At 28.3% G+C, this 20,993-nt stretch carries 22 protein-coding genes and 1 pseudogene; all 23 read left to right on the top strand.

Features of this window, described 5'->3' with window-relative positions:
* Window positions 1-4: 4 nt before the first annotated feature.
* The 23 genes and pseudogenes from fliE to H9660_RS09130 all read left to right on the top strand — a co-directional run bounded on the left by fliE (window position 5) and on the right by H9660_RS09130 (window position 20,986).
* Window positions 5-301 (top strand): flagellar hook-basal body complex protein FliE, encoded by a 297-nt coding sequence (gene fliE, locus H9660_RS09240; protein ID WP_191750093.1) that lies wholly within the window; start codon window positions 5-7, stop codon window positions 299-301.
* Between the two features lie 21 nt (window positions 302-322).
* Complete coding sequence (gene fliF, locus H9660_RS09235) at window positions 323-1,885, top strand: flagellar basal-body MS-ring/collar protein FliF (protein ID WP_191750092.1); 1,563 nt, start codon at window positions 323-325, stop codon at window positions 1,883-1,885.
* A 4-nt stretch (window positions 1,886-1,889) separates the two neighbouring features.
* Entirely contained in the window at window positions 1,890-2,906 is a 1,017-nt protein-coding gene (gene fliG / locus H9660_RS09230) for a flagellar motor switch protein FliG (RefSeq protein WP_191750091.1), read from the top strand.
* Window positions 2,890-3,642, top strand: coding sequence for a FliH/SctL family protein (locus H9660_RS09225; protein ID WP_191750090.1), 753 nt, complete (start codon window positions 2,890-2,892; stop codon window positions 3,640-3,642). Before fliG ends, H9660_RS09225 begins: the two co-directional genes overlap by 17 nt.
* A 10-nt stretch (window positions 3,643-3,652) precedes the next feature.
* Entirely contained in the window at window positions 3,653-4,963 is a 1,311-nt protein-coding gene (gene fliI / locus H9660_RS09220) for a flagellar protein export ATPase FliI (protein WP_191750089.1), read from the top strand.
* Between the two features lie 14 nt (window positions 4,964-4,977).
* Entirely contained in the window at window positions 4,978-5,424 is a 447-nt protein-coding gene (fliJ, locus tag H9660_RS09215; protein ID WP_191750088.1) for a flagellar export protein FliJ, read from the top strand.
* 462 nt (window positions 5,425-5,886) lie between these two features.
* The gene (locus H9660_RS09205; RefSeq protein ID WP_191750086.1) at window positions 5,887-6,894 is read left to right on the top strand and encodes a flagellar hook-length control protein FliK; all 1,008 of its coding nucleotides are present in this window, start codon (window positions 5,887-5,889) and stop codon (window positions 6,892-6,894) included.
* A gap of 11 nt (window positions 6,895-6,905) precedes the next feature.
* Complete coding sequence (locus tag H9660_RS09200; RefSeq protein ID WP_191750085.1) at window positions 6,906-7,607, top strand: flagellar hook assembly protein FlgD; 702 nt, start codon at window positions 6,906-6,908, stop codon at window positions 7,605-7,607.
* A 20-nt stretch (window positions 7,608-7,627) separates the two neighbouring features.
* A complete protein-coding gene (locus H9660_RS09195) occupies window positions 7,628-8,014 on the top strand; it encodes a TIGR02530 family flagellar biosynthesis protein (protein WP_191750084.1) in 387 nt (128 codons plus the stop codon).
* Between the two features lie 53 nt (window positions 8,015-8,067).
* A pseudogene (locus H9660_RS16670) lies at window positions 8,068-8,568 on the top strand (flagellar hook-basal body complex protein); the annotation flags it as partial.
* A gap of 6 nt (window positions 8,569-8,574) precedes the next feature.
* Window positions 8,575-10,704: a flagellar hook-basal body complex protein gene (locus H9660_RS09190; protein WP_423739005.1), complete on the top strand. Its 2,130-nt coding sequence runs from the start codon at window positions 8,575-8,577 to the stop codon at window positions 10,702-10,704.
* 79 nt (window positions 10,705-10,783) lie between these two features.
* Entirely contained in the window at window positions 10,784-10,975 is a 192-nt protein-coding gene (locus tag H9660_RS09185) for a flagellar FlbD family protein (RefSeq protein ID WP_191750082.1), read from the top strand.
* 16 nt (window positions 10,976-10,991) lie between these two features.
* The gene (locus tag H9660_RS09180) at window positions 10,992-11,798 is read left to right on the top strand and encodes a motility protein A (RefSeq protein WP_191750081.1); all 807 of its coding nucleotides are present in this window, start codon (window positions 10,992-10,994) and stop codon (window positions 11,796-11,798) included.
* Complete coding sequence (locus H9660_RS09175; RefSeq protein WP_191750080.1) at window positions 11,798-12,538, top strand: flagellar motor protein MotB; 741 nt, start codon at window positions 11,798-11,800, stop codon at window positions 12,536-12,538. The genes H9660_RS09180 and H9660_RS09175 overlap by 1 nt, the downstream gene beginning before the upstream one ends.
* Window position 12,539: 1 nt before the next feature.
* Window positions 12,540-12,989: a flagellar basal body-associated FliL family protein gene (locus H9660_RS09170; RefSeq protein ID WP_191750079.1), complete on the top strand. Its 450-nt coding sequence runs from the start codon at window positions 12,540-12,542 to the stop codon at window positions 12,987-12,989.
* A gap of 17 nt (window positions 12,990-13,006) precedes the next feature.
* Window positions 13,007-13,390: a flagellar biosynthetic protein FliO gene (locus H9660_RS09165; RefSeq protein WP_191750078.1), complete on the top strand. Its 384-nt coding sequence runs from the start codon at window positions 13,007-13,009 to the stop codon at window positions 13,388-13,390.
* A complete protein-coding gene (gene fliP / locus H9660_RS09160) occupies window positions 13,387-14,157 on the top strand; it encodes a flagellar type III secretion system pore protein FliP (RefSeq protein WP_191750077.1) in 771 nt (256 codons plus the stop codon). The genes H9660_RS09165 and fliP overlap by 4 nt, the downstream gene beginning before the upstream one ends.
* 9 nt (window positions 14,158-14,166) lie before the next feature.
* Window positions 14,167-14,436, top strand: coding sequence for a flagellar biosynthesis protein FliQ (gene fliQ, locus H9660_RS09155; protein WP_191750076.1), 270 nt, complete (start codon window positions 14,167-14,169; stop codon window positions 14,434-14,436).
* A 14-nt stretch (window positions 14,437-14,450) separates the two neighbouring features.
* Window positions 14,451-16,286: a fused FliR family export protein/FlhB family type III secretion system protein gene (locus H9660_RS09150; RefSeq protein ID WP_191750075.1), complete on the top strand. Its 1,836-nt coding sequence runs from the start codon at window positions 14,451-14,453 to the stop codon at window positions 16,284-16,286.
* Window positions 16,287-16,300: 14 nt separating this feature from the next.
* A complete protein-coding gene (flhA, locus tag H9660_RS09145) occupies window positions 16,301-18,361 on the top strand; it encodes a flagellar biosynthesis protein FlhA (RefSeq protein ID WP_191750074.1) in 2,061 nt (686 codons plus the stop codon).
* Complete coding sequence (gene flhF / locus H9660_RS09140; protein WP_191750073.1) at window positions 18,361-19,482, top strand: flagellar biosynthesis GTPase FlhF; 1,122 nt, start codon at window positions 18,361-18,363, stop codon at window positions 19,480-19,482. The genes flhA and flhF overlap by 1 nt, the downstream gene beginning before the upstream one ends.
* Window positions 19,476-20,339 carry a MinD/ParA family protein gene (locus tag H9660_RS09135; protein WP_191750072.1) on the top strand — a complete coding sequence of 288 codons (864 nt, stop codon included), beginning with the start codon at window positions 19,476-19,478 and terminating at the stop codon, window positions 20,337-20,339. The genes flhF and H9660_RS09135 overlap by 7 nt, the downstream gene beginning before the upstream one ends.
* A gap of 14 nt (window positions 20,340-20,353) precedes the next feature.
* Window positions 20,354-20,986: a flagellar brake protein gene (locus tag H9660_RS09130; protein ID WP_191750071.1), complete on the top strand. Its 633-nt coding sequence runs from the start codon at window positions 20,354-20,356 to the stop codon at window positions 20,984-20,986.
* Window positions 20,987-20,993 lie beyond the last annotated feature (7 nt).

Here is a 20,993-nt window from a genome sequence, read left to right as displayed (position 1 = left end):
AAATATGATAATAAACAATTTTGTTCCCAAGGAAAATATTTTTGAAAATAGTATTAGTTCAAATAATAATAGCAATTCGTCTAGTAATTTTAAAAATGTTTTAAAAGATAGCTTAGATAAATTAAATGAAAAGCAAATAGCAGCGGATAATATTACAAATGATTTTATTGCAGGAAAAGACGTAGAAGTTCATGAGATGATATTAGGAATGGAAGAAGCTAAAATGTCACTTCAAATGGCTATACAAGTGAGAAATAAGGTTGTAGAGGCAGTGCAGGAATTAACAAGAATGCAATTGTAATATGAAGGAGTGCAATTATTAATGGAAAAACTTAAAGATAGCATTAGTAAGCTGTGGTTAAGATTTAATAATTTTAGTAAAGGGATAAAAATAGCAATATTTGCTACTATCATTACTTTTATTATTGCAATTGGATCTTTATTTTTTTATAACTCAGCCACTAAATATAAAGTTTTATTTTCAAACTTAGAGGCTACAGATGCACAAGTTGTTACAACTAAGTTAAATGAAAAAAAAGTTGATATGAAAATAGAAGGAAATACAATATTAGTTCCTAAAGACCAAGTAGATGAATTAAGATTGGAGTTAGCACCAGAACTTTCAGATGGAAGTAAGGGATATGAACTTATGGATTCTAGTAGTTCATTTGGTATGACTGACGAGGAGTTCAAGTTAAAGAAATTAAGAATGCAACAAGGAGAGTTAGAAAAAACAATAAAGAGCTTTCCGCAAATCGAGACCGCAAGAGTACATATAACAGAGTCAAAAGATTCAGTCTTCGTAGAAGATAAAGAGCCGGGTAAGGCAGCAGTTTATTTAAAATTAAATTCTGGAAATAAATTATCAAAAGAGCAAGTCAAATCAATAGTTTCTCTTGTTTCAGGTAGTATAGAGAATGTTCCCAAAGAAAATATAGAAGTTATAGATGATAATATGAATTTATTAACTGAGGGATTATACGATGATAATAGTTCAGTAATAAGTTCAGAAAGCATACAGCAACAATTTGATTTAGAAAAAAAATATGAAAAAGATATTGAAAAATCAATAATTTCACTTTTGGAACCAGTAGTGGGTAAAGATAAGGTGAAAAGTTCAGTTAGTGTAGAATTAGATTTTGATTCTAAGAAAAAAACAGAAACAATTATAGATCCTAACAAAGTTATAGTTAGTCAACAGTCCATTAAAGAAAATAATAATGGAGAAATATCTGAAAGTACAAATAGTCCAGTTGATAATAATATGGAAACAACTATAGATGACAGTACAAATAATGGAGAATCATCAAGAGAAGAAGTTAATACTAACTATGAGGTTGGAAAGGTAGAAACTACAACTATAAGTGCACCAGGAGAAGTTAAAAGGCTTACAGCCTCTGTATTTATAGATGGAAATATAGATGATAATGTACAAGCTGCAATAGAAAAATCAGTAGCAAATGCAATAGGGTTGCAAACAGAAAGAGGGGATAGTGTTTCAGTAGTTGGAATGACTTTTGATCCTATAACTAAGGAGGAAGCACAAAAAGAATTTGATTCTATAAGTGAATCTTTAGCAAAAGAAAGTAGAAATAAAATAATATTATTTTCAATTTTAGGGTTAGTAGGAATAATTGCATTTATTGTGATTTTATTATTGTTAAGAAAAAATAGTAAAAACAAAAATGAGGATAAGAAAAATCTTTTAGATGTAGTTATTGATGATAAAGTTTCACAAGATGAAACTATAGAAATGCCTAGTATTAATTTTGATAGTATTAATCCAAAAGCACATATTGAAAATGAAATAAAAAAATATGCAACAGAAAAACCAGATCAAGTAGTGGACATAATAAAATCTTGGTTAGCTGAAAATGAGAGGTGATAGTATGGCAAGAGAATCAGCAAAATTAAATGGAGTACAGAAGGCAGCCATATTATTTATAACTCTTGGCCCAGAAGCATCTTCTGCAATATTAAAGAGGTTACCAGAAGCTGAAATTCAAAAAATTACTTATGAAATAGCTAATATTTCTACAGTAAGCTCAGAGCAAAGACAAATTATATTAGATGAGTTTTTAGAAATTAATAAGGCTAGAGATTATATTATTGAAGGTGGAATTGACTATGCAAGAACGTTGCTATCAAAGGCTTTAGGAACTCAAAGGGCAAATGAAATATTAAGCAAGGTAACGGAAGCAACACAACAATATAGGCCTTTTTCAATTGCTAGAAAAGCTGATGCTCATCAACTGTTAAATGTAATTAGTTATGAACATCCTCAGACTATAGCATTAATTCTTTGCTATTTACAACCAGATAAGGCTGCACAAGTATTAGCAGAGTTACCAGAAGATACTCAAAGTGATGTTGCATATAGAATTGCAACTATGAGCAATACTTCACCAATGGTAATTAAGGAAATTGAAAAAGTTTTAGAAAGTAAATTAAGTAATGTAGTAAGAAGTGAAATGACATCTTTAGGTGGAGTAGATACTTTAGTTGATATTTTAAATCAAGTTGATAGAACTACTGAAAGAAATATAACTGAAAGTTTAGAAAGAGAAGATGCAGAACTTGCTGATGTAGTTAAAAGCTCTATGTTTGTATTTGAGGATATTATCACTCTTGATGATGTATCAATTCAAAGAATTCTTAGAGAAGTTGATGGAAAAGAGCTTGCACTTGCCCTTAAAGGATGCTCAGATGAAGTTGCAAATGCTATTTATAGAAATCAATCTAAGAGAGCAGCTGCTGCATTAAAGGAAGATATGGAATTCTTAGGTCCTGTAAGGCTTATGGATGTTGAAAAAGCTCAGCAAAAGATTGTTTCTGTTATTAGAAGGCTAGATGATGCTCAAGAAATAATTATTTCAAGAGGTGGAGAAGATGCAATTATCATATAATTTAATTAAAAATACATCGGCATTAAAATCATCACAAAAAACAATTGCAACAAATTATATTAGCAGGATAGAAGCTAAAGATATTGAAAAAGAAAAATTAGATGTAGAGCAAGAAATAAGAAAAAGTTATGAAGTACTAGGTTCTAATATAATAAAAAAAGCTAAATCAGAAGCAGAAGATATAGTAATGAGAGCTAGGGTTATTTCAGCAGAAATAGAAAAAAAAGCTTATGAGGAAGGTTATAATCAGGGGAAATCTAATGGATTTGAAGATGGTTATAAAGAAGCATTAGTTAAAGTTAAGAGTGATACTAATGAAAAAGTAAAAGTTAGAATAGATGAAGCTGAGGAAATATTAAAAAGTGCTAACAAAGAATATTTAGAGTATTTAAATCTTAAAGAAGAGGAAATAATTAATCTTGCATTTAAGATGGCTAGTATAATTGCTAAGAAAGAATTGCAAAAAGATGATGGAATAATTCCTTTAATGGAGGATGTTTTAGAAGGAGCAAGGGCTGAGGAAAATATAATAATTAGATGTAATACTAAACATGTAAAAGGAATTGAAGAGAAAATAGAATATTATAAAAAAGCGTATGCAATTAAAGGGGACATATTCATTTTAGAGGATACTTTAATGGAATTAGGAAATGCAATTATAGAAAAAAATACTGGTAAAGCAGTAGTTGGACTAGATGTAGCTTTAGAAAAACTTGAAACTGCATTATTTAAGTAATAGGTGTTATATGATTAATGTAGATTTTGATTTAATAAATAAAAGAATAAGAGAAGTTAATACTCATTATTTAGAGGGAACTGTTAAAGAAGTTATAGGTTTAACTATTGAGGTACAAGGAGTAAAAGCCTTTGTTGGTGAATTATGTACAATTTATAATCAAGAAGAAATGCCTATAAAATGTGAAGTAGTTGGATTTAGGCAAGATGCTGTTTTATTAATGCCATTAGGTGAATTAATTGGAATAGCACCAGGATGTAGAGTTGTTCCAGAAAGAAGACCATTAGAAGTTAGATGCTCAGAAGATTTATTAGGTAAAGTTTTAGATGGACTTGGAAATCCTTTGGAAGAGGGAGAGATAATTCAAGGAGAATCTTATCCACTTGAAAATCAGCCACCAGATCCATTAAAAAGAAAAAGAATTACTGAAATACTTCCAACTGGGGTAAGAGCTATAGATGGATTTTTAACAGTTGGAGAAGGTCAAAGAATTGGGATATTTGCAGGATCTGGAGTAGGGAAAAGTACAACTTTAGGTATGATAGCTAGAGAAGCAGAAGCAGATATAAATATTATATCACTTATAGGGGAAAGAGGTAGAGAAGTTCTTGAGTTTATTGAAAAGGACTTAGGACCAGAAGGAATGAAAAAATCAGTAGTTGTTTGTGCAACTTCTGATAAACCTGCCTTAATAAGAATAAAGGGTGCATTAACTGCAACAGCAATTGCTGAGTATTTTAGAGATCAAGGGAAAAAAGTTATTTTAATGATGGATTCTGTAACTAGATTTGCTATGGCTCAAAGAGAAGTTGGATTAGCTATTGGTGAGCCGCCAGCTCAAAAGGGATATACTCCATCAGTTTTTGCAAAGCTACCAAAGCTTATGGAAAGACCAGGAACTTCAGATAAAGGATCTATTACGGCTTTTTATACCGTATTAGTAGATGGAGATGATTTCAATGAACCAATTGCCGATGCAGTAAGGGGAATATTAGATGGACATATAGTTTTATCTAGACATTTAGCTCATAAGAATCATTATCCTGCAATTGATATATTAAATAGTATAAGTAGACTTATGTCTAATATAGCTTTAGATATTCATAAGGAAGCAGCATCTATGGGAAGAGATTTACTTGCTACTTATAAAGATGCAGAAGACTTAATTAATTTAGGTGCTTATGTTAGAGGGAGTAATAAAAAAATAGATTTAGCAATTCAGTATAATGATAAATTGAATGGATACCTAAAGCAAAAGGTAGATGAAAAATCTGATTTTAACACATCTTTAGAAAGTTTAGTATCAATGTTTAGAAAGTAAAAGGATGAGTAAAAATGTCGAAAAAATTTAAGTTTGGATTAGAAAAGCTTTTAGAAATTAGAATAGAGAAAGAAGAAGAGAGCAAACGACAATTTACTAAAACTCAAAGAGAAAAAAAAGAAACAGAAATAAAACTTACAACCTTAAAAGAAAGCTATGAAAAATATAGTGGAATTAATGAAGGTGAATCATTAGTTTATCAAAAAATAAAAAGAAATTATCTTTTTGCAGTAGATAAAGGAATAGAAGAAACAGAAAAAGCTTTACTTACAAAAAACAAAGAATTAGATATAAAAAGAAATGATTTACTTAAAAAGCAAATAGAAAGAAAAACTGTTGATATTTTAAAAGAGAGACAATATATAGAATTTACAAAAGAGGAAGATAGAAAAGAGCAAATTTTAAATGATGAATTATCCTTATATGCATATATGAGAAGTCATCGAGAGGAGGTGAGGTAAATAGATATATTTGGAGTAATTGACTTAAAAAACAAAATTCAGAATTTAAAGAAAATTAATAAAAGTCAAGAGAAAGATACAGAAAATAAAAGTGATTTTAAAGAATGCTTATCTAAAGAGATTAACTTAAAACTAGAAGATAATACAAAAATAGAATCTAAGGAATTAAGTAATGATAAACCTATAGAAGAAAATAGTAATAATAAAAATAAACTAAATAGTGATGAATTAGCTTCTGAAATTTCAGAAAAAATTGAAGAAATATTAAATAATGAAGATTTTAAAATTGATTCTGAAGATGAAGATTTAGAAGATATATTAGTTTTATTACTTAATTTTTTAGAAGTTAATTTAAATGATTTTAATGAAAATAATACTATAAATTTAAGTGAAGTTAATGAAATTAATTTAGATAGCACTAATACAGATTTTAGTACTTTATTTAAAGGGAAAAGTTCAATATTGAAAAATAATAATGAAATTTCATTAGATGATTATAAAGGGGAATTACTAAAAAATATTAATAATCTAATAAACGAGTATTTAAATAAAAGTGATACTAATATAATTTTAAACAATTTTGATACAGTAAAAGAAGTAAAATCAAATTTATTAGATGAAATTAAAATTTTAATTAATACTACTGAAAGTAATTCCATTGAGAAAATTGAAGATAAATTAAGTACTAATACAACTAAAGAAATACTAAATGCTTTAATAATGAATACAAATATGGAGTTAGAGCCTAAAGATAATATTAAAGATGATAAAGAAAAAATAGATATTCATAGCGAAAATTTAACTAATATTCATATTAATAAAGAAAAAATTAATTCACAAGAAAATAAGAATGAAGAAAGTTTAAATAAGGAAAATCCTTCTAAGAATAATATTACTAATGAAAAAGAAGATAGTATTGATAAAAAAGAAGAAGATATATTAATGAAATTCTTAGAGGATGACAACAATGAAAGCTTTTCTAAAACTTTAACTTATTATGATAAATTAAATAAATTAAATTCTACTGTAGAAATAATTAAAGAACCTATATCAATTAATAAAGAAACTATTAATTTAGATTTTATAAAAAATGTTAAATATATGATAACAAATTCAGTAGAAGAATTAAAAGTTAAAATTTATCCTAAAGAACTTGGAGAAATGACAATAAAAATTCTTTCAGAAGAAGGAATTATGAAAGCGGAAATAAAGGCAACTTCAAAAGAAACTTATAACTTGTTAAATTCAAATATAAATGAAATAAAGAAAACTTTAGAAAATCAAAATTTTAGAATTCAAGAAGTTAATATAGGTATTTACAATGAAGACACTACTTTCTTTAGTGGAAAAGAAAACTCAAGAGAAAACTCAAATGAATTTATTAATAAAAATAATAGAAATTCTACTATTGAAGAAGAACAAAATTTAGAGGATTTAATTATTGATAGTAATTTAAACTACTTAGCATAGGAGGTGAGAGAATGGCAATTACAATATATAACTATACAGGTGCAACTGCTACAGACAGAGGAACTCAAATAATAAAATCTGGTGAAGATATGGATAAAAATGCTTTTCTTACTATTTTATCTGCAGAATTATCTAATATGGATCCTATGGGAGATAATGATTCAACACAATATATTACTCAAATGGCTCAGTTTGTATCAATGGAACAGATGAGTAATTTAAATAATACTATGTCAAGTTATGCAAATAACTCACTAGTTGGAAAAGGTGTAACATTAAAAAGTGTTGATAGTGAAGGGGCTAATTATACTGGAGTTGTAAAAGCTGTAACATCTACTTCTTCAAAAACCACTATATCTGTAGAAGTTAATGAAAATGGAAGTAATGTATATAAAGATTTTGATGTTAGTGATGTTTTAACTATATTAGATGTTCAAGATTATTCACTTCCAGCAATTAATAATATAAATGGGAATATGTCTTTTTTAGTAGCATCATCATTTATAGGGAAGCATGTTGAATTAAGTGAAAAAAATAGTGATGGAAATAATATAACTGGAGAAGTTCTTGGAGTTGTTAAAGATCAAGGCGTAGTAAAGATAAAGATTAAGCTACATGATTCAGATGAAGTTCAAGAATATACTTATGATAAATTAATAAAAGCTGCAAATACAAAGGATGAAATTAAAAAAGAAACTGGAGAAGACAATTAAAGTAAAAAGCAGGTGATATTTTGGGCTTTAGAATTATAAATGGACAAGCATATCCAATTGGTAATTTTCAGTTACCAGAACAAAATATAAATTATAAAAATAATGATAATAAAACTAACTTTAATGATATTTTACAAAATGAAATTAATAAAAATAATGAAAGCTACACTTTATCTAAACATGCAGCTAGTAGGCTAAAAGAAATTAATTTTACTGAAGCTGATATGAATGAAATAGGAAAGGGATTTAAGATAGCAGAGGAAAAAGGTTCTAAAAATTCTGTAATGATATATAAAAATGTAGCCTTGGTCGCAAGTATAGAAAATAGAACTTTAATAACTGCTGTTGAAAAAGAAAGAGCCAAGGAAAATATCTTTACGAATATAGATAGTGTAGTAATTTTATAAGCTGGACCTATATAGGAGGCTTACTTCTTGTTGAACGACAGATACAAGAAAAAATGAAGGGTTGGAGGCAATTTATGTTAAGATCAATGTATTCCGGAATAAGTGGAATGAAAGTTAACCAAACAAAATTAGATGTTATAGGAAATAATATATCAAATGTTAATACAACATCATTTAAATCTTCAAGAGCTAGATTTAGTGATATGCTTAGTCAAAATGTTTCAGATGCTATGGCACCATCAAATAATCAAGGTGGGATAAATGCTAGTCAAGTAGGTCTTGGAGTACAGCTTGCAAGTATAGATTCAGTTATGACTCAAGGTACTATTCAGCCAACAGGCAGACAACTGGATGTATCTATAGATGGAGATGGATTCTTTATGGTAAGTAAAGGTTCATCAATATATGGAAATTCATTAGAAGTAAACCATAGAGCAGGTTCTCATAATATAACAGAGCAATCATTAAGTAATTCTGGTACTGAAATAATGTATACAAGAGATGGATCCTTTACATTAGACGAGCAAGGAAATCTTTTAACTGGTGATGGATTTAGAATTATGGGTTATTCGTTAACAAATGATGATAGTTCACAGCTTGCAACTGGACTTTCACCAAATACAGTTAATACAGCAGGATTAAATTTTAGATTTGGACCAGGCTCACAATTAAATGGTTATAAAGTTGTTTTAGGTGCAATTGGACCTGGAACAGTAACTTCATCAGAAGTAAATAGTGCTGAAAAATTAATAGTTTTAAATGGAGATTTTTCTGATACTGGAGCATTAACTACAGCACAAGTAGAATCTGCAATAAATAAGGGATTATCATCAGCGGGAATTTCTCAGCAAATATTTGTAACTGGAAAACCAATAAGCTTTGAAGGATTAGGATCTAGTGCAGTTGCAGGTGGTACAGATGCTTTAGCACCTAAATCTATAAATATTGGTGGTTTTACAGTTCAATTTGATGAAGGTAGTAATTTAAATGGATATAGTTTTGAAATTAAAGATATAAGTGCTGAAATGCTAAATGTTAAAGTTCAAACTGGTACTAAAAAAATAGTTATTAATGGTGACTTTTTAAATAAGTCTTTTAATGCATCAGACTTACAAGACGAAATAAATAATGCAATAAAAGAAGTAGGATTTAATCAAGAAGCTAAGGTAACAGGAAGTATAGCAACTTTATCTAATATAAAAGGTTCTTCTGATAATTCTGGTAAAAATAATGAAGTAGCTAAAGTAGAACAAAACTCTATTGGAGGATTCAAATTTGAAATAGATGATAGCATAAGTTCACCAGGTGCTGAGTTAAATGACTATACAATTTCTATAGGAGAGAACGGAAAGGATAAGGAGTTATCAGTAGAAATTACTAATGGAAGTATAATTATTAATGGAGATTTTACTGAGGACTCAAAATTAACAGCAGATACTATTAAAACTGCAATAAACAATAAATTAAAATCAGAAGGCAAGAAAACTCAGATGAAAGTAACTGGTGACAAAGTAGTAACCGGAGATGTTGGTAAGAGTGCTATTATAAGTGGTGGTGTTACAGAAACTTCGCCAAAAGCTTTAAATATAGCAGGGTTAAATGTTGAGCTTCCAGCTGGTGAATTGTTAAATAATTTGGAATTTGAAATTGCAGATATTAATGCCACTAGTTTAGATGTTAAATATGAAGATGGTAAATTAAAAATTACAGGCGATTTCACAAAGAAAATATCTGCAAGAGATTTAGAAGAAAAAATAAATTTAGCTTTAGCAGACCAATATGCTTTAGAATTACCTAAAGTTAAAGTATCAGGAACTTCTAAGTCATATACAGGATTGACCTCTGATAAAATTGACGGGGGAGAAGAAGATAAGGCACCAGAAAAAGTTACTGTTGCTGGAATAGAATTAACATTTAATGAAGGTTCAGCTTTAAATGGATATAAATTTCAATTAGGAACTATTACTCCAGGAACTAAAACTTCAGTTGAAATTAGTTTTAATAGCAAAACAATTACTATTAATGGAGACTTTGTAACAGCGAATGCAATAACAGCAAAAAATATTCAAGATGCATTAACTAGAGCTTTAGAGGCAAAGGGAATAGAGCAAGGAGTTTCAGCTGAAGGTAAACCTATGGAAATTGGAGGAGTTGTTTCAGATGAAACTTATGGTGGTACTCCAATTGAAAGTTTAACTGAAGATGGAAGTATAAATTTTGTTGATGCTACTAAGGATTTAAAATCTTATGATGGACAACTTAAAACATTAAAAATACCAGATAAGGTTAAGATTCCAGGTACAGAAACAGAACTTAAAGTAAAAACTTATACTATAGATAAAAATGGAATAATAAATGGGGTTTTAGAAGATGGTAGAGTTGCAGCACTTGGTCAAATAGCAATGGCTACATTTAAAAATCCAGAAGGTTTATCAAAATTAGGTGGTAATCTTTATAGTTCATCTGTTAACTCAGGTGAGTCTATTATTAAAAGTGGAGTAGGAACATTAGCAGATGATAATTCTCAAGGTTATGGAGATAACCTTCAAGGAATGCTTGAAATGTCTAATGTAGATTTATCAGAGCAATTTACTGATATGATAGTTTCAAGTAGAGCCTTCCAAGCTTCAGGAAAGATGATTACAACTGGTGATGAAATACTTCAAGATATTATTAACTTAAAGAGATAGAATTTTGAGGCTGTCTATTTAGTATAAATTATTTTTATTAGACAGCCTCTTAAATATAACATAAAGAGGGTAGATAATTATGATAGATTTAACAGCTATGAATAATAAAGACTTTGTCTTAAATGCAGATCATATAGAGAAAATTGAAGAGGTACCTGAAACTTTAATAACTTTAACCAATGGAAAAAAATATATAGTTCTTGAAAGTGTAGAAGAGGTAATTGAAAAAGTAATAAGTTATAAAAATAAGATTGTTACTTATAGATTATAATGGGAGGCAGTTTTAAATGAAAAAATCAGATATATTAACTTCAATTGGTTTAATATTGGGTGTAGTATTAATGCTTTATGGAATGCTTATAGGAAGTAGTCTTAAGATATTTTGGGATTTATCATCTGTAATTATAACTATAGGTGGTTCTATATCAGCTTTATTAATTACATATTCAGTAGATGAAGTAAAAACTATGGGTAAGCTATTTATACAAGCTTTTAAAGAAAACAAATCCTCAGGTAAAGATATAATAGTTAAGTTTAGTAATCTTTCTAAAAAAGCTAGAAGAGAAGGATTATTATCCTTAGAAGATGAAATTGCAGATATGGAGGATCCTTTTTTAAAGAAAGGATTACAAATGGTTATAGATGGTATTGAACCAGAAACCATTAGAGAAATATTAGAGTTAGAAATTGGAGAAATGGAAAATAGGCATGATAGAGGAGCAGGAATATATCTTGCTTGGGGAGCATATGCACCAGCCTTTGGTATGCTTGGAACTTTAATAGGACTTATTCAAATGCTTGCTAATTTAACAGACGTAGCTAATATAGCATCAGGTATGGGAAAAGCATTAATTACAACTTTCTATGGATCAATTTTAGCTAATATTTTTTGCAATCCTATTGCTTCGAATTTAAAGCAAAAAAGTGCAAAAGAAGTAGGGGAAAGAGAAATGATGCTTGAGGGTATACTTGCAATACAATCAGGAGTAAATCCAAGAATTGTAGAAGAAAAGTTAATAACTTATTTACCTCCAAAAGAAAAGTTAGAATATTTAAATAACAGCATTGAGAATGGTGAAGGAGTTGTTATTTAATGGCTAGAAATAAAAAAAATAAGGGTGGAGGATTAAAAGGTGATGAATGGTTAGCTACTTATGCTGATACTGTAACTCTATTACTTACTTTCTTTGTACTTTTATATTCAATGTCTAGTGTTGATGCACAAAAAACAAAAAGTATAGCAGGTGCATTTAATTCTTTAATGAATGGTCAAAGTGGTGATAGTATTATGGAATTTAATATGTATAATGGAGAGGTTCCATTAATTGGAGGGGAAAGTGATAATCCTGTCCAAGGAGGAGAAGAGTTAACAGAACAAAAAAAGCTATACAATAATATAAAAGAATTTGTAAAAGAAAATAACTTAGAAGATGTGGTTGAAATTATAGATGATGAAAGAGGCGTTGCAATGCAGCTAAGAGATAATATATTATTTGAAACTTCAAGTTCTGATATAAGAGAAGATAGTAAAGCTATATTAAGTAAATTAACATCAGTAATTCAATCTATGAATAATCCTGTTTTAGTTGAAGGTCATACAGATAATAGAGCAATAAATACATCTAAATTTCCTTCAAATTGGGAACTTTCTGCAGACAGAGCTGTTAATGTTGTAAGATATTTTGTCGAAGTTATGGGTCAAGATGCTAAAAGATTTTCGGCAACAGGATATGGAGAATTTAAGCCAGTAGCACCTAATGATACATATGAAAATATGGCTAAAAACAGAAGGGTTGATATTTTAATTGTGACGGCTGATGAGGAGGGAAATTAAAGTGGCTGAAGAGAAAAAAGAAAATAAAAAAGGAAAAAATGGTATATTAATAGTTTTACTACTTTTAATATTTGTAGGAGCAGGAACTTTTGGTGGTGCATACTTCTTTATGAGTAAAAATAAAGCATCCTCACCTGTAATTGTTCAGGAAAGTTTTGTAGAAGTTGGTGAAATTTTTGTTAATTTAAGTGATGAAGGCTCAAAAAGATATGTAAAACTTAATATGTCTATAAGTTATGATAAATCTAACAAGGATTTAGCAAAGGAAATAGAAGAAAAGAAAGTAGTTATTAGAGATGTTGCTATATTTTATATAAAATCTTGTAAAGCAAAGGACTTTGAACCTTCTAATGAAGTAATTTTAAAAGGTGAGTTAATTTCGAGAATTAATCAAAAATTAACTACTGGAGTTTTAAAAGATATCTATATAAGCGATATTATAGTTCAATAAAGAAAGTTGAGAGAAGCATGGAATTAGCATTTTTAATAATTAAATTAATATTTGCTTTCTTAGTTGTATTTTCACTTATGTATCTAGTATTTAAATTAAGTGGAGATAAATTTAATAAGCTAAATGAAGGTAAATATATAAAGATTTTAGAAAGAACACAAATATCTAAAGATTCATCTATAGCAGTAGTTAAAGTTGGTAAAAAAGGTTATGTATTAAGTACAACAAGTAATAAGGTGGAAAAATTAGATGATTTAACAGAAGAAGAAATAAATCTATTAGAAGAAGGTAAAAAAGAAGAGAAAGAAAGATTAAATCAACAATATGATTTAATTTTAGATAAGTTTAAATGTAATATAAATAGATTTAAGAAGAAAATAACTAAGAGGAAGATTGTATGAATAAGAAAAAATATTTGGTAATAGCATTTATAATGATAGGGTTAATATTAACTTTTAGTAAAAATGTAAGTGCAGAGCCTATTAATGTACCTAACATTAACTTTTCTGTAGGTGGAGAAGATACTTCACCTCAAAATTATGTTGATAACATAAAGCTATTAATAGTATTGACTATATTAACGTTATTACCATCAATAATGATAATGATGACATCTTTTACAAGAATAATTATAGTGTTTTCTTTTTTAAAAAATGCATTGGGAGCTCAACAATCAATTCCTAATCAAATTTTAATAGGACTAGCATTATTCTTAACTATCTTTATAATGCAGCCAGTTTACTCAGAAATAAATGATAAAGCTTTTAAACCATTTATGGATGATGAGATAACGCAAGAGGAAGCTATGGAATTTGGTAGTAAACCATTGAGAGAGTTTATGCTAAGGCAAACAAGACAAAAGGATTTAGAGTTATTTATAGAAGTATCAAAACTAGAGGAGTCTGAAATAACAAAAGAAAATATACCACTAACAGTTGTAATACCAGCCTTTGCTATTAGTGAATTAAAAACTGCATTTCAAATAGGATTCTTACTTTTTCTCCCATTTTTAATTATAGATATGGTAGTAGCAAGTGTACTTATGTCAATGGGTATGTTTATGGTACCACCAGTTATGGTAGCATTACCATTTAAGCTTTTATTATTTGTAATGGTAGATGGATGGTATTTAATTGTAAAATCCCTAATAATGAGTTTTGGAGGGTAGGGGAAAGTTATGAGTGAAAATTTAGTTATAGGAATTGTTAAAGATGCATTATATACATCATTAAAGATAGCAGGACCAATATTAATAGTATCGATTTTAATTGGATTAATAATAAGTATTTTCCAAGCAACTACTCAAATTCAAGAACAAACTTTAACTTTTGTACCTAAACTTATTGGTATAGCAGCAGTAGGATTAATGACTGCTAGCTTTATGTTACATACCTTAGTAAGTTTTACAGAAAGAATATTTGAATTAATTATTAAAATATCTACTTAGGAGGTAGGTGAAGTATGATAGATACGGCCTACTTTTTGGCACTATTTTTTATATTTTTAAGAGTAACTTCATTTTTTATTATTACAAATATATTTTTTCCAAGCGGAACACCAAACACTTTAAAGGCTATGTTTTCTTTGATTTTTTCATTTGCTTTATTAGGAGGTATAGATTATTCAAGTATAGAAGGTATTACAAGTAATTATTATTTGATACTTTATATGATTTTTGAAGTTACTAATGGATTAGTACTTGGATTAATATCTAATATAGCCTTTGAAATATTATTAATGGCAGGAAGTTTAATAGATGTACATATAGGACTTAGTATGTTAAGTACTATGGATCCTAATAGTAAGGCAAGTACAACTATAACAGGAAATTTACTCCATTATGTGGCGTTAGTAATTTTCTTTATAGTAGATGGACATCATATGCTAATAAAAGCACTTATAGAAAGTTTTATTACACTTCCTATGGGAAAAGGCTTAATGTATGGTGATATGATGACAATAATTGAAATAGTTGCAAACTATTTTTTAATAGGTTTGAAAGTAGCAATACCAATAGTATTGATAATTATATTAACAGATATTTCTATGGGATTAATATCAAGAGCAGTACCTCAAATAAATGTTATGATACTTGGGATGCCAGTAAAGATGTTAGTGGGTATTGTAGCCGTAGCAATATCTTTACCAATAATACTTAAGTTATTTATAAGTAGCATAAGTTACTTACCAGATATATTTAGAAAAATAATAACAACTGTTCCCTTAGTTTTTCTAATTGGAGCAGATGAAAAAACAGAAGAAGCTACTCCAAAGAAAAAGAGCGATTCTAGAAAAAAAGGTCAAGTTCCTAGAAGTAAAGATGTAGGACTTGCACTTACTATGATAGTTATAACATTAGTAATAATAACCTTAAGTGGATTTGTAGTAACAATATTAAAAAATAACATAATTTATTTCCTGGGTGATATGGGAACTATGGAGCTTACTGAAAATAGTTTAAAGGGAATAAATACTTTACTTTTAAGTAAGGCAGCTATGGCAATAATGCCAATAATATTACCTATAATGGTAGCTGGGGTAGTAGCTAGCTTGATTCAATCAGGTTTTTTAGTTGTTAAAGATGCAATAAAGCCATCCTTTGGGAAATTAAATCCTATTAATGGATTTAAAAATATGTTTTCTAAAAAAGCTTTAGTTGAGCTTTTTAAAAACTTGATTTTAATTTCTATAGTTATATATATTGCATATTCTTATGTAAAAGATAATTTTGATAAAATAATGCAAGTTGGAAACATCTATTTACCATCTTTAGGAATTGAAGTGAAATCATTACTGGTAGGGATTTTTACTAAAGTATGCATACTTTTAGTAGTTATAGCAATTATAGATTATGTAATTCAATATATATTATTTCAAAAGGATATTAGAATGACAAAGCAAGAAATTAAAGAAGAATATAAGCAAATGGAGGGAGATCCTCAAATAAAATCTAAAATAAAACAAAAACAAAGAGAAATGTCACAGAGAAGAATGATGGAATCAGTTGGTGATGCTACTGTAGTTATTACAAATCCAACTCATTTAGCTATTGCTATTAAATATATAGAAGGCGAATCGGAAGCTCCTAAGGTTGTAGCTAAAGGAGCAGATAGTATTGCTATAAAGATAAAGGAAAAGGCCTTAGAATCAAAGGTTCCAATAATAGAAAATAAACCTTTAGCTAGAATGATATATGAAACGGTAGATATAGATAAAGAAATTCCACAAGATATGTATCAAGCAGTAGCAGAAGTATTAGCTATGATATATAAACTTAACAAAAAAGGTAGTAAATAAAGGATGGGATAAGGTTGCTTGAAAATAATAAATTTAATTTAAAAAATAATACAGATATATTGGTGGCCTTTGGGGTATTAGGGATAGTTCTTATGATAATAATACCTCTTCCAGCAACTGTTTTAGATATTTTATTAGCTTTTAATATTACATTGTCAGCTGTAATTATAATGATTACAATGTTTACAACTAATGTTTTACAATTATCAGTTTTCCCAACATTATTACTTGTAACTACATTACTTAGATTAGGACTTAATATTTCATCAACAAGACTTATATTAAGTGAAGGAAGTGCAGGAAAAATAATTGAAGCCTTTGGTGAGTTTGTTATAGGTGGAAATTATGTAGTTGGTATAATAATATTTTTAATAATTATAATAATTCAATTTGTAGTTATTACTAATGGTGCAGGTAGAGTATCAGAAGTTTCAGCAAGATTTACTTTAGATGCTATGCCAGGAAAACAAATGAGTATAGATGCTGATTTAAATGCAGGTATTATAGATGAAATGACAGCAAGGAAAAGAAGAGAAGATTTACAAGCTGAAGCAGACTTTTATGGATCTATGGATGGTGCATCTAAATTCGTTAAAGGTGATGCTATAGCAGGCATAATAATTACAATTATAAATATAATTGCAGGTATTATTATTGGTGTAATGGGAGGCATGGATTTTTTACAGGCAGGTGCAACTTATACTAAGCTTACAATAGGTGATGGACTAGTTAGCCAAATTCCAGCTTTATTAATATCAACAGCATCAGGTATATTGGTAACAAGATCTGGAAGCAGAGATAATTTTGGTACAACCTTTAGTAAGCAACTTACAGCATTTCCAGTTGCTCTTGGAATAGTTTCAGCAGTTATGTTTTTTTTAGCTTTAATTCCAAGTATGCCAATGTTTCCATTCTTATTAGCAGCAGTAACAGGATCCGTTTCTACTTATATGCTAATTAAGGAAGAACAAAAAAGTCAAGAAGAAGAAATTGCAAGAGTTGAAGAAGAGTATACTGAGTCAGAAAGAAAAGAGCCAGAAAATGTAATGAATTTAATTTCTGTAGAACCAATGGAAGTAGAAATAGGTTATGGTCTTATTCCTTTAGCAGATGAATCTACAGGTGGAGATTTACTACAAAGAATAGCATCAGTAAGAAGACAATGTGCTATTGAAATGGGGATAGTTGTTCAGCCTATTAGGATAAGAGATAATTTACAATTAAAAACAAATGAGTATGTAATAAAGATTAGAGGGACAGTAATAGCTTCAGCAGAGCTTATGGCAAATATGCTACTTTGTATGGATCCAACAGGAGATAATTCTCAAATAGCAGGTATTAGAACCATAGAGCCTACATTTAAATTACCAGCTGTATGGATTAATAAGGATCAAAGAGAAGAAGCTGAAATAAAAGGATTAACAGTAGTTGATCCAACAACTGTTATGGTTACACATTTAACGGAAGCTATAAAATCTCATTCGTATGAATTACTTGGTAGACAAGAAGTTAAGATGATAGTTGAAAATACTAAAGAAAAGTATAGTGCAGTAGTTGAAGAGTTAATACCAGATCTTATGACTATAGGAGAACTACAAAAGGTATTACAGAATCTTTTAAAGGAAAAGGTTCCAATAAAAGATATGGTTACTATAATGGAATCTTTAGCTGATAATTCTAGATTAACTAAGGATTTAGAACTTTTAACAGAATATGTTAGATTTTCATTAGCAAGAACAATATGCAATCAAATAATAAATGAAGATAGAAGTATTACGGTTGTAACATTATCACCTCAAATAGAAGAAATAATTGCAGCAAATACACAAAAATCTATTCAAGGCTCATTCCCAGCAGTTGATCCAGATACAACTACTAAGATATTTAATTGTATAAGAGATACTATAGATAGAGTTTATTTTTATAATAATCAACCAGTTATATTAGTATCTCCAAATATTAGACCAGTATTTAGAAAGCTAATAGAAATGGTCTTTCCACATATTATGATTATATCTTTAAATGAAATTCCTAATGATGTGGAAATAAGGACAGAAGGAGTTGTATCACTATAATGGTTATTAAAAAATACATAGTTAAAAATATGAATGAGGCTTTAACAAGAATAAGATATGAATTAGGTAAAGATGCTATTATAATAAGCCAAAGAAAAATAAGAGAAGCGGGTGTAAAAGGGTATTTTAAACCTAAATTAATGGAAGTTACAGCAGCATTAGAAAATAATAAATTAGATAGAAAAAATAAGACTATTAATTATGAAAAAGAGGAAAATATTGATAGTTTTAAGGAATCATTAAACAATATAAACAAAATTATTACTAAAGATGAAAATAAGATAGATAAAGAAGAAGATAAATTAAAGGAAGAAGTTAAAGAAATAAAGCAATTATTAAATAAGGTGATACAAAATACAAATAAAGAAAAAGAAGATAATTTAATAAAAGATTATTTAAATGAAATTGATATAGAGGAATCTGTAATAGAAGAGTTAGATTTAGAGGATTATGATAATATAGATAAATTCAAGGAGAGTTTTAGGAAATTACTAGTAAAAGATATTAAGGTTTCAAGTCAGGATTTAAGGGGAAAAATTGCACTAATAGGGCCAACTGGAGTAGGTAAAACTACTACAATTGCAAAGCTAGCAGGAAGACTTGCTTTAATTGAAAAGAAGAAGGTTGGACTTATAACTATAGATACTTATAGGATTGGAGCTGTAGAGCAATTAAAAACCTATGCAGAAATTATGAATATTCCATTTAAAGTAGTAATTACATTAAAAGAAATGGAAGAAGCTATAAAAGAACTTGAAGATTGCGATGTTGTATTAATAGATACAACAGGGAGAAGTAGTAAAAATACAATGCAAATATCTGAGCTTAGAGCATTTATTAAAAAGATAAATGCAGATAATATTTCTTTAGTTATAAGTGGAACAACTAAAAATAGGGATATAGAAACAATTTTAAGAGGATATAGTGAAGTTAACTATGAAAATATAATAATAACTAAATTAGATGAAACAACTTCCTATGGATGTATCTATAATATTATTAAAAAGTCTAATAAAGAAATAGCTTATATAACTACAGGGCAAAATGTTCCAGAAGATATAAGGACACCTTCAGTAAATGAAGTTTGTAAATTAATTCTTGGGGAGGATACAATATGTTAGATCAAGCTGAGAGTTTAAGAAAATTAGCAAATGGAGAAATGCTTTTTGAAAATCATAATAAAGCAAGAATAATAACAATTACCTCAGGAAAAGGTGGAGTAGGGAAAAGTAATATAGTAGTTAATTTAGCTATTAATTTAGTTAAAAAGGGAAAGAAAGTTTTAATTTTTGATGCAGATATTGGCATGGGAAATGATGATGTTTTAATGGGAATTTATCCAAAGCACAATGTATTAGATTTAGTTAATGGTAGATTGCTAATAGAAGACGTAATAGTTGAGGGACCTGAAGGGGTTAAGTTATTACCTGGTGGAAGCGGTCTTAATAATATAGAAGATTTACAACAAAATCAAAGAGATTTATTCCTACGAAAAATTGAAATGCTAGAAGGTTTTGATTATATATTTATTGATACAGGAGCGGGAATAAGTAGAAGTGTGTTAGCTTTTATTGCATGTTCTGATGAGGTAATACTAATAACTACGCCAGAACCAACATCTTTAACTGATGGATATAGCCTATTAAAGGCAGTAAATCATTTCAAAATAAAGAATAAAGCAAATATTATAGTAAATAAAGCATTAGATAAAAATGAAGGTGAAAAAACTTTTCTTAAATTTAAAAGTGCAGTTAATAAATTTTTATCTTTAGATGTAATTTTTTTAGGACAGGTATATGAGGATAGAAAGTTAGTTATGTCCGTTAGAAATCAACTACCATTTATTATAGGATATCCTAAATGTGATGCTTCTAAATGCATAGAAGATATAACTAAAAGTTTAATAGATAGTAAAAGAGAAAAGCTAGGGGGTGGAGCAGAAGGATTATTTAAGAAATTATTTAGTATTTTTTCATAAAGGGGAGAGCAATTATGGAATTGACGATAAATTCTAAGATAGATGTTTTGTGGGAGGAAAATATATATAAGGCAACTATTCAAGATATTGATAATATGGAAATTTTAATAAGTATTCCTGTAAGAGATGGAATTTACTTAACTTTAAATAAGGATATAGAAATTGAGCAAATATTTTATGATGAAAAAGGAAATGTTTTTAATTATAAAACTAAAGTGATAGATAGATATACTGAAAAAGGTATACCTTTTTACAAACTTACAAAGCCGTATGATATTAAAAAAGTTCAAAGAAGAGATTATGTTAGAGTAAGTTTAATTCAAATTATTAATTATATAAAAGAAAGTGATTTTAAAAAAGAAATTAAAAGAGAAGAAGAGTATGAGAATGCACTACTTTTAGATTTGAGTGGTGGTGGAATGAAGGTTAAAACTAAAGAAAAATTAGAAAAAGATGAATTTATTATTGCAAATTTAAAGTATGAAGATGAAAAGATAGTTATAAAAGGGAAAATAATAAGAGTAGAAAAAACTGAAGATAAAAGATTTATATGTGGAATTACATTTGTGGATATTAATAATTCTACTAGAGAAAAAATAATAAGGACAGTTTTTAAAATTATGCGTAAGCAAAGAGAACTTGTTTAAGGGAGGT

Origin of the sequence: Clostridium gallinarum (assembly GCF_014836325.1) — a bacterium.
In the GTDB taxonomy this organism is placed as follows: Bacteria; Bacillota; Clostridia; order Clostridiales; family Clostridiaceae; genus Clostridium; species Clostridium gallinarum.
This window is presented reverse-complemented; position numbering and strand designations above follow the sequence as displayed.

Bases quoted from the DNA above. Each gene is read 5' to 3' on its own strand.
- fliQ (WP_191750076.1), top strand. From the start codon at position 14,167: ATGAGTGAAAATTTAGTTATAGGAATTGTTAAAGATGCATTATATACA.
- H9660_RS09200 (WP_191750085.1), top strand. From the start codon at position 6,906: ATGGCAATTACAATATATAACTATACAGGTGCAACTGCTACAGACAGA.
- H9660_RS09180 (WP_191750081.1), top strand. From the start codon at position 10,992: ATGAAAAAATCAGATATATTAACTTCAATTGGTTTAATATTGGGTGTA.
- H9660_RS09135 (WP_191750072.1), top strand. From the start codon at position 19,476: ATGTTAGATCAAGCTGAGAGTTTAAGAAAATTAGCAAATGGAGAAATG.
- H9660_RS09130 (WP_191750071.1), top strand. From the start codon at position 20,354: ATGGAATTGACGATAAATTCTAAGATAGATGTTTTGTGGGAGGAAAAT.
- fliF (WP_191750092.1), top strand. From the start codon at position 323: ATGGAAAAACTTAAAGATAGCATTAGTAAGCTGTGGTTAAGATTTAAT.
- H9660_RS09150 (WP_191750075.1), top strand. From the start codon at position 14,451: ATGATAGATACGGCCTACTTTTTGGCACTATTTTTTATATTTTTAAGA.
- fliP (WP_191750077.1), top strand. From the start codon at position 13,387: ATGAATAAGAAAAAATATTTGGTAATAGCATTTATAATGATAGGGTTA.
- H9660_RS09175 (WP_191750080.1), top strand. From the start codon at position 11,798: ATGGCTAGAAATAAAAAAAATAAGGGTGGAGGATTAAAAGGTGATGAA.
- fliE (WP_191750093.1), top strand. From the start codon at position 5: ATGATAATAAACAATTTTGTTCCCAAGGAAAATATTTTTGAAAATAGT.
- H9660_RS09165 (WP_191750078.1), top strand. From the start codon at position 13,007: ATGGAATTAGCATTTTTAATAATTAAATTAATATTTGCTTTCTTAGTT.
- flhF (WP_191750073.1), top strand. From the start codon at position 18,361: ATGGTTATTAAAAAATACATAGTTAAAAATATGAATGAGGCTTTAACA.
- fliG (WP_191750091.1), top strand. From the start codon at position 1,890: ATGGCAAGAGAATCAGCAAAATTAAATGGAGTACAGAAGGCAGCCATA.
- fliI (WP_191750089.1), top strand. From the start codon at position 3,653: ATGATTAATGTAGATTTTGATTTAATAAATAAAAGAATAAGAGAAGTT.
- H9660_RS09190 (WP_423739005.1), top strand. From the start codon at position 8,575: ATGGGTTATTCGTTAACAAATGATGATAGTTCACAGCTTGCAACTGGA.
- H9660_RS09225 (WP_191750090.1), top strand. From the start codon at position 2,890: ATGCAATTATCATATAATTTAATTAAAAATACATCGGCATTAAAATCA.
- H9660_RS09185 (WP_191750082.1), top strand. From the start codon at position 10,784: ATGATAGATTTAACAGCTATGAATAATAAAGACTTTGTCTTAAATGCA.
- fliJ (WP_191750088.1), top strand. From the start codon at position 4,978: ATGTCGAAAAAATTTAAGTTTGGATTAGAAAAGCTTTTAGAAATTAGA.